The 8703-nt window shown below is 54.4% G+C and carries 7 protein-coding genes; 2 read left to right on the forward strand and 5 right to left on the reverse strand.

The features are described 5' to 3' along the window. Positions 1-343 precede the first annotated feature (343 nt). The gene (locus HMPREF9431_RS05000; RefSeq protein WP_040560870.1) at positions 344-2752 is read right to left on the reverse strand and encodes a hypothetical protein; all 2409 of its coding nucleotides are present in this window, start codon (positions 2750-2752) and stop codon (positions 344-346) included. Continuing rightward, on the reverse strand, positions 2753-3688 hold the full coding sequence (locus HMPREF9431_RS05005; protein ID WP_004380075.1) for an ABC transporter substrate-binding protein: 936 nt from the start codon (positions 3686-3688) through the stop codon (positions 2753-2755). It abuts the gene before it with no gap. 164 nt (positions 3689-3852) lie between these two features. Between HMPREF9431_RS05005 and radA the strand changes: the two genes are divergently transcribed. Continuing rightward, positions 3853-5235: a DNA repair protein RadA gene (radA, locus tag HMPREF9431_RS05010; protein ID WP_004380076.1), complete on the forward strand. Its 1383-nt coding sequence runs from the start codon at positions 3853-3855 to the stop codon at positions 5233-5235. Positions 5236-5238: 3 nt separating this feature from the next. Further along, positions 5239-5898, forward strand: coding sequence for a 7-cyano-7-deazaguanine synthase QueC (gene queC / locus HMPREF9431_RS05015; RefSeq protein ID WP_004380077.1), 660 nt, complete (start codon positions 5239-5241; stop codon positions 5896-5898). A 216-nt stretch (positions 5899-6114) separates the two neighbouring features. On the opposite strand, the gene HMPREF9431_RS05020 is transcribed toward queC, so the two are convergent. The 3 genes from HMPREF9431_RS05020 to HMPREF9431_RS05030 form a co-directional block, all read right to left on the reverse strand. After that, positions 6115-7284, reverse strand: coding sequence for a DUF6261 family protein (locus HMPREF9431_RS05020; protein WP_004380078.1), 1170 nt, complete (start codon positions 7282-7284; stop codon positions 6115-6117). 486 nt (positions 7285-7770) lie between these two features. Then, the gene (locus HMPREF9431_RS05025) at positions 7771-8076 is read right to left on the reverse strand and encodes a hypothetical protein (RefSeq protein ID WP_004380079.1); all 306 of its coding nucleotides are present in this window, start codon (positions 8074-8076) and stop codon (positions 7771-7773) included. 193 nt (positions 8077-8269) lie between these two features. Next, positions 8270-8497, reverse strand: coding sequence for a hypothetical protein (locus tag HMPREF9431_RS05030; RefSeq protein WP_040560873.1), 228 nt, complete (start codon positions 8495-8497; stop codon positions 8270-8272). Positions 8498-8703: the final 206 nt, after the last annotated feature.

Consider the following 8703-nt stretch of genomic DNA (forward strand, 5'->3'; position numbering starts at 1 on the left):
GTTGCACGTCAAAAAAACTGAGTTTTTTCTGCGCCGCAGGGTTGCAAGTCAAAAAAACCGGTTTTTTCTGCGCCGCAGGGTTGCAAGTCAAAAAAAACCGAGTTTTTTCTGCGCCGCAGGGTTGCAAGTCAAAAAAAACTGAGTTTTTTCTGCGCCGCAGGGTTGCACGTCAAAAAAAACTGAGTTTTTTCTACGCCGCAGGGTTGCAAGTCAAAAAAAACCGAGTTTTTTCTGCGCTGCAGGGTTGCAAGTCAAAAAAAACCGAGTTTTTTCTGCACCGCAGGATTGTTTGCGCGGAAAATAAAATTTCTCGTGGTGCACGACGGTTGCACATTCAAGAAAGCTATAGCGCATTGGCCGCGAGGTCGGCCATCAAGCGCAATTCAATTTTTGAGATGCCATTTGCCTTCAACGTGCTCCAATCTTGTTTGAAAGCATCCATCAACATGCCTCTCAACTTGCCCGGCCTATCATGTTGCACGTTGTTCTCGGGAGTAGTCCCTCCGACAGGTTTTAGCTTGTGCTTCTGCCATTGCACGAGCAACTGGATGGCGGCATCCATCTTCCGCAAAAACCATTTGGCATAGGCCGCGTTGAGATAGTCGTCGGCCACGAGTTCGTGCTGCGCAAACAGCTCGTCGTAAAGGCGATCGGCGCGTTCGAGCTGCGTTTGATTGAGCAAAATCCAGGCAATGGCGCGCGTCACCGGCAACGAGGGGGTGTCGAAATAAAGGGGATAGAGCAGTTTCAACGCCTCATCGAACAGCCGTTGCTGCGCCAAGGCCAAGCCCAAATAAATTTTATACTCCGTGCGTTCGTCGCGCCGCAACAGCTCGCGATAGGCCAACGCCGCCGCCTCCCACTGATGATTGCAATAATAGGCTGCGGCACAGCGACGCAAATCCACGTCGGATGTGAAGCGCACATTGCGTTCCACCTGCATAGATACGCTGGTCGGCGGGTTGGTGCGGTCAAACAATTCTTCATATCTGAGCCCACTTTCGGGATTGCTCAGTGCCGAGAGATAAATCAACTGGCTGGCGTGCGTTCCCAAGTCTTCCCAAAAACACGACAGCTCGCCGTGTACCTTTTCATATCTTTCAAAACGTATGCGCAAACGCAGATAGGTCAGCATGCTATCGAGTTTATCGGGGAGAATGCCATCCCATCTGTAGAAAGGAACTTTGTAATGTTCAAACAAGGCATAAGCCATCGGCCAATGGGCACGCCGCTCGGCCAGCGCAATGAGCGTAACAGCCTCTTGAAGCGCATTGCCGATGTGGAAATAGTCGGTCAAGAAAGCTAAATTATGATTGTCCTGGTCATCCAAATCGGGCATGGGGTTGCGAAAGTCTTTGCGCCAATCGTTGAGCGCAAAGAAACGGTAGAGGCTTTGCAGATATTGCCGACGCCGAAAGGCTGAGAGATCTTTGGGCAAATGCTCCTCGTCGATGGCCATCTTGGCATGGCGCATCATGTCGCGCAGCTGGGGCGGCATCTGGCTGTAAATGCGCTGCACGGCAAAGAGGAACGAATATTTGTCGGAGTCGCAAAAGGGGCCTGTCTGAAACAAGGAGGCGATGAAGCCCTGCTGCCCCAACGTTTCCAACGGCTCGTCTAAGGCGGCATTCGATGGCGAGAAAGGCACAAACCAGTTGCTCAACGTCGCAAAGAAAGGGAAGCGCTTCATTTGTGCAAAGCCGCCGAAATAAACATCCATGCCTTGCTGCTGCATGTCGGCCAACTCTTTCATGTGCTGCTCCATGCGCTCCATGTCCTTTTCGGCCTTGTCGGGATAAAGAATATCGTTGATATCGGCCTCGTCATGCGGGAAAATATTGTCGTGCAGCAAATCGGTTTTCGCCCGTTTGATCATGTCGGGCAGGATGTCGCGCTGAATGGTCTGCATGTCGTTGCGCGCATTGCTGCAATAAATGAGCTGCTCGTCAATCGACAGCAACAACGCTTTGAGCTTTTCGCCCTCGGCTCCTTTGAGCGCTGCCGTGAAGTGCGCATCGCAGCTTTCTATGCGGTGAAAATCTTTGTGGGTCAACATCAAGCGCCAGCCCACCAGCGCCCGCTGCCGCAACTCGTCGTCGTCGGCCTGCTGCCACACCTCCCAAAGCAAGATGAAGCGCGAGGGATCGATGCGGTTGAGTCCGCTCAGCATCACGGCCGAGACCAATGTCTGGGCATCGTAAACATCTATCAACGGACTTGAGAACAGGCGCTTCATCTGTGCGCAAATGCTTTCATTCCAAAAGGGCGACACGATGATGGCATCGAAAATCTTGGCCAACTGTTGCTCGTGCGCATGGCGCAACTGCCGCGTGGCGGATGGTTTTTCTTTGCTCGTTTCCAACGAGAGCATGGCAACATCTTGCACATAGCGCTCTAAATCATCCACCCATGCGCCGTCGCCCAAATCAATGTGCTTTGCATGTTGCGCCGCCAACTGATAATAGCCCGCTATGTAGATTTCCTCATCCAGCGCCACATCGAAATAAAGGCTGTAGAGCTGATGCAACATGTCGGTGTAGAGTTGATTGCGCATGGGGTCTTGGAAACCGCGCCGCATGTAATCTTTCATCAAATCATAATTCGACGAAATGGTCTGCAACCGCGCTTCGAATTGGGGATAATCACCCGAAGCGAACTCCTCAGAAAATAAATTTAACGCCTCGGCCACATCCCGATCATAAAGGATAGCCGAATGCACCAATCCCAAATAAGTATGTTCGAGCTCCATCATTTAATCTTTAAATGCGTGCGCCGCCACGGCAATATCCTGCTGACGCGGTGGCGCGATGTGTGAATAATGCAATTTAGGCAGTGCTTGGAGCGTGGCTTTATCGGCTTTACACCACCGCGCTATCACATCGGCATAAGCCTGCAAGCCACGCTGATTCAGCGAATCGCACGCCCGATTATATCCTTTTACAAAAGCAGCCAGTTGCGCTTTACGCCGAGCATCGCTCACACCGGCCGTGCGCAAAGCCAACACACCCAACGCCACTTTGAAGTCGCGGCTATCGCGCAACATGGGATTTCCCAAGATTCGCGCCTTTGTGGCTTGTGGTTCGGTCAACCAAAGAGCATCAATCTCGTTGTTGAGCAACATATCCAACCGTATCAGCACATTATTGAATTGCACGCGAAACACCTGCGCACGCGTCTTCACCGTGTCGAGGGTGCGATTGGTTAAATAATCGGTTGCCGAGAAGCGCGTCATCGCCACCATCTTATCGCCCAACTGATTGAGCCGCCGCAAACGCGCCAACCGATTGGTGTAGAGTTGCCAATAAGCATTGGTGGCGGTGAGATAGTCTACGCCGATTCCCTGCTGTTTCAGACGCTCTGTGCGCACAAGATCGCTCACCATGCCCTCCACACGCCGATTACGAAAGGCTGTGTCGCAATCCATCTGCGCCAAATAGGGCTTTAAGCGCAAATCCAACTGCGCCGTGTCATACAGCTGATGCGCCTTCATCACATACAACGGCAAACAGTCTAAGGTAGGCAACACCGCAATCTTCAATGCCAACGAGTCTTCGCGTTGCAGACGCATGCGCTCGGCTTGCGACAAACGTTGGCGTTCGTGTTCTGACAAGCCGCAAGCTGCCAGCAACAAAACAGCGCCCAACAAAGCGCTTATATTCCATCCAAAAAACAGGGATTGTTTCTTCATTTTGCTTCGTTTCGATATCGTGCAAAAGTAATAAATAATTTTGTAACATCGAATATTATGCTTACTTTTGTGTGGCTTTCAAAGGCCGTAAGAACAGCATTCGCGCTTCATGAGAATGCTGCTCGGACAAATTCGAAGTCAACTTCTTTAAAACTCAAAAAGCAATGGCAAAAGACAAAATAGCCTACGTGTGCAGCAACTGCGGACAAGAGTCGGCCAAATGGATTGGCAAATGCCCCGCTTGCGGACAATGGAACACCTACAAGGAAATCAGAATTGCAGCCGACTCGGGGTCGATGGCGGCAAAATCGGCAGCCCACGCCGTGCGCAACAAGTTGGAACACCACAACAAACCGCAATTCCTACACGAGATTTCGGCACAAGACGAGCCACGCATCGACATGCAAGATGCCGAGCTCAACCGCGTGTTGGGCGGCGGATTGGTGCCGGGTAGCATCGTGCTTTTAGGCGGCGAGCCCGGCATTGGCAAAAGCACCCTCACGCTGCAAACCATTCTGCGCATGCAAAACCGCGACATCCTTTATGTGAGCGGCGAAGAGAGCGCCCACCAAATCAAGATGCGCGCCGAGCGCATCGGAGGCAACGGCTCCGTGCAAGTGCTGTGCGAAACGTCGTTAGAAAACATCTTCGACAGCATCAAAGAGGCCAAGCCCGAGCTCGTCATCATCGATTCCATTCAAACCATTTCCACCTCAGAGGTGGAGAGTTCGCCCGGCAGCATCACACAGGTGCGCGAATGTGCTTCGGCCTTGCTGCGCTTCGCCAAGACGAGCGGCATCCCCGTCATCCTCATTGGCCACATCAATAAGGAAGGAACGTTGGCCGGACCGAAGATTTTAGAACACATTGTCGACACCGTTATCCAGTTCGAAGGCGACCAGCACTACATGTATCGCATTCTGCGCGCCATCAAAAATCGGTTCGGAAGCACGTCGGAACTCGGCATCTACGAAATGCGACAAGATGGCCTGCGCCCCGTTTCCAACCCCTCTGAATTGCTGCTCACGCAAGACCACGAAGGCCTTTCGGGCGTAGCCATCTCTGCCGCCATCGAGGGCGTGCGCCCCTTCTTGGTCGAAACACAAGCCTTGGTTTCGTCGGCCGCATACGGCACGCCACAGCGCACAGCCACTGGCTTCGACCAACGCCGCCTCAACATGTTGCTGGCCGTGCTCGAAAAGCGCGTGGGCTTTAAACTCATGCAGAAAGACGTGTTCATCAACATTGCCGGCGGACTGCGTGTAACCGACTTGGCCATGGACCTCAGCGTCATTACAGCCGTGCTCTCGAGCAACGTTGACACGGCCATCGAAGCGGGTTGGTGCATGGCAGGCGAAGTGGGATTGAGCGGTGAAGTGCGACCCGTGAGCCGCATCGAACAGCGCATTGCCGAAGCCGAAAAGTTGGGCTTCACCCACATGATTATCCCCGCCTACAACCTCAAAGGCTTCGACAAACAAAAATATAACATTGCCCTCCACCCCGTGAAAAAGGTTGAAGAGGCACTACGAACTTTATTTGGATAAAACATGACAAAGAAAAATTCTGTGATTATTGTGAGCGGCGGCATGGACAGCATCACGCTGCTCTACGACCGACAAGACGACATCGCCTTGGGCATCAGCTTCGATTATGGCAGCAACCACAACGCCCGCGAGATTCCCCTCGCCGCCATGCACTGCAAGCGTTTGGGCATTCCCCACATCGTCATCAACTTAGACTTCATGCAACGCCACTTCGAAAGCTCGTTGCTCCAAGGTGCCGACGCCATTCCCGAAGGCCATTATGCCGCCGACAACATGCAATCCACCGTGGTGCCCTTCCGCAACGGCATCATGCTCGCCATTGCCATTGGCGTGGCCGAAAGTCACGGCCTCACGCAGGTTTTCATCGCCAACCACGGCGGCGACCACACCCTCTATCCCGACTGCACGCCGCAATTCATCCGCGCCATCGATGCCGCAGCCACAGCCGGAACCTACGTAAAAGCGCATGTTGTGGCACCCTATACCAACATTTCCAAAGCCGACATCGCGCGCATTGGCAAACGGCTCGGCCTCAACTATGCCGAAACATGGAGCTGCTACAAAGGCGGCGCGCACCATTGTGGCAAATGCGGCACCTGCATCGAGCGCAAAGAAGCCTTGCAAGCCGCCGGAATCGACGACCCAACCCTATACGACGCATAGCCCGTTCCGCACAGGGCAACGACAGGTGCACCCTTGCGGGACGACGCCGTAGAACGTGTAGGCGCAGTGCCTGCATACTCATCCGAACAGCCGCGCAGCCGCGTTTCCATACGCACGAGAACGAAGACCACACACAAACGGGAGCGGGAATGCATCACGCACTCCCGCTCCCTCTTTTTTTATGAAATCATATCGATGAAAAAACTTGAAAAAGCATTATGCTTTCGGCGTCACCGTGACATCGCCTTGCCCGCCGTCGGGGTTCTTTCCCTTGCCGGACGCGTCGTCGCCGCCAGTGTCTTTGCCTTTGCCGGGCGCGTCGCCGCCTTTGCCACCGTCGCCACCTTTGCCTGGTGAGCCGCCGTCGCCCGGCTTCTTATCCTTGGGCTTCAGCGTGGCCGAGCCGCTGCCTTTTGCGCTGGGCTTGGTCTTGACAAACACCAGTTCGCCACCCACGAGCCGTGCCCATTGCTTTTTGCCCGTGCTGGCGGCGAGCACCTCGTAGCGCGTTTCTTTCTTGACGGATTGCGTGCGCCCCGTGAAGGACAGGTCGCCCGCAGCGTGGCCCGTTTTTGCAGCCAATGCCGGCAGCAGCGGGTCGATGCGCTTGTGATTGCTCTCCAACTCCATCTGCTTGGCGATGTCCTGCTGCGCCTTGCTCGATTTGCGACTCGTGGCGTAGCGGGCGAGCATGGCATTGAGGTTGTCGACGAGCGTGGCAATCATCTGTTTGTCGGTCGCGGTGGTGGCGTAGTAGAAGGCCGCCTCGACGTTGCCGCGCACCTCGTAGAACTTTTCGTCGGTCAGCGGGCGCACCGCTTTGGTCGACGTCGGCCCCGATTTGTCGGTGCCGTCGATGCGTTTCAGCTCCAACTCTTCGAACTCCTCGTTGGTGGTTTTCAGCATGGCGATGACCGCCGTCAGCCCCAGCGCGGCCGTGTCGGTGGGTTGCTTTGCCAAATCCATCAACAGTCCGTTCACGTGCAGGCTCTCGGCCATCAGCACCTCCGTTTGAATGCCTTTGTAGGAGTTGACCAACTTCACGAGCCGTTCGGCCGGTTCGCGCAGCGCCTTCACGGGCGAGCGGCGGTTGCTGCGAATGGCGCTGAAGATTTGCGTGATGAGCGCGTCGCGGTCGTCGTCCAGTTGTTGCATCTTGGCCGTCAGCTCGGTGTCCTGCTGGGCGTTGTTTAGCTCCACTTCCTGCGCAATCAGGTCGTTCCAGGCCTTGAGCAGCTCGTCGGTGAGGTGCAGTTTCTGCTTGTCCTGCGCTGCAACTAAGCTGTAGAGTTGTTGATGCAATTCGCCATGCATTGCGCTGGTGTGCGTTGCGATGGCTCCAGTCACCCGCACGTAGCGGGGAGTCGTTTCTTTTGAATTTTTCATTTCTTATTATTTTTAAAAGTTAGCGCCAATAGCGACGCTAAGAGTTTGTTTTTGCAAAAGGTGTCCGTCGAACATTGTTTTCTCAGGTCCAATTACAAAAGGTAGCGTAAAAGTACACTTTTTCGCGCATAAAACCAAAATACAACCAAAAAAATTATCAATTTTCTCCATTTTGCACGTTAATGTTATCGGCGGCGAACTGTTTTCCTGCGATAAACAGTGCGGAATATCGGCGGCGAACTGTTTTCCTGCGATAAACAACGCGGATTATCGGCGGCGAACTGTTTTCCTGCGATAAACAACGCGGATTATCGGCGGCGAACTGTTTTCCTGCGATAAACAGCGCGGATTATCGGCGGCGAACTCTTTTCCTGCGATAAACAACGCGGATTATCGGCGGCGAACTCTTTTCCTGCGATAAACAGCGCGGAATATCAGCGGCGAACTGTTTTCCTGCGATAAACAACGCGGATTATCGGCGGCGAACTATTCGCCGGCAACCTTTTCTCGTTTTAGTCCATCGGCGAGCACCTCGCCAGCAACCTTTTCTCGATTTAGTCCATCGGCGAGCACCTCGCCAGCAACCTTTTCTTGTTTTAGTCCATCGGCGGAGCCTCTTCCGGCGACCTTTTCTTGTTTTAGTCCGTCGGCGAGCACCTCTCCGGCAACCTTTTCTCGTTTTAGTCCATCGGCAGAGCCTCTTCCGGCAACCTTGGGACACGGAGCCACACGAGAAATGGTAGGGGCGGCGCCTGTGTGCCCGCCCGAACGTCCGCGCAGCGGCGTTTCCATCTGTAAAAGGCACGTTCCCCACCCATAAAGGATGCGTTTCCATCCGTAAAAGGCACGTTCCCCATCCGCAAAGGAGGCGTCTCCATGCGTTGAAATGTTTGTGCATTGCGCATGATGCACACCCGTTATCGATGGATGCGCCCTCATGGGGCGACACGGGCGGGCACACAGGCACCGCCCCTACCAACCTCCATCAACCCCCTCTGCCACGCAACCTTTTTGCGTTTTGTCCGTCGGCGAACCGTTTGCCGCCAACCATTCCGCGCGTTTGTTTATCGGCAAACTCTTCGCCGGCAACCTTTTCTCGTTTTAGTCCATCGGCAAACTCTTCGCCGGCAACCTTGGGACACGGAGCCACACGAGAAATGGTAGGGGCGGCGCCTGTGTGCCCGCCCGAACGTCCGCGCAGCGGCGTTTCCATCCGTAAAAGGCACGTTCCCCACCCGCAAAGGAGGCGTTTCCATTCGCAAAGGGCACGTTCCCCACCCGCAAAGGAGGCATCTCCATGCGTTGAAATGTTTGTGCATTGCGCATAATGCACACCTGCTAACGATGGATGCGCCCCTGCAGGGCGACACGGGCGGGCACACCAGGCGCCGCCCCTACCAACCTCCATCAAACCCCTCT

This window comes from Segatella oulorum F0390, assembly GCF_000224615.1.
Lineage (GTDB): Bacteria > Bacteroidota > Bacteroidia > Bacteroidales > Bacteroidaceae > Prevotella > Prevotella oulorum.

What these genes read in the sequence shown, in the direction of transcription:
- HMPREF9431_RS05000 (WP_040560870.1), bottom strand. Translation starts at nt 2,752, where the DNA reads ATGATGGAGCTCGAACATACTTATTTGGGATTGGTGCATTCGGCTATC.
- HMPREF9431_RS05005 (WP_004380075.1), bottom strand. Translation starts at nt 3,688, where the DNA reads ATGAAGAAACAATCCCTGTTTTTTGGATGGAATATAAGCGCTTTGTTG.
- radA (WP_004380076.1), top strand. Translation starts at nt 3,853, where the DNA reads ATGGCAAAAGACAAAATAGCCTACGTGTGCAGCAACTGCGGACAAGAG.
- queC (WP_004380077.1), top strand. Translation starts at nt 5,239, where the DNA reads ATGACAAAGAAAAATTCTGTGATTATTGTGAGCGGCGGCATGGACAGC.
- HMPREF9431_RS05020 (WP_004380078.1), bottom strand. Translation starts at nt 7,284, where the DNA reads ATGAAAAATTCAAAAGAAACGACTCCCCGCTACGTGCGGGTGACTGGA.
- HMPREF9431_RS05025 (WP_004380079.1), bottom strand. Translation starts at nt 8,076, where the DNA reads ATGGAAACGCCGCTGCGCGGACGTTCGGGCGGGCACACAGGCGCCGCC.
- HMPREF9431_RS05030 (WP_040560873.1), bottom strand. Translation starts at nt 8,497, where the DNA reads ATGGAAACGCCGCTGCGCGGACGTTCGGGCGGGCACACAGGCGCCGCC.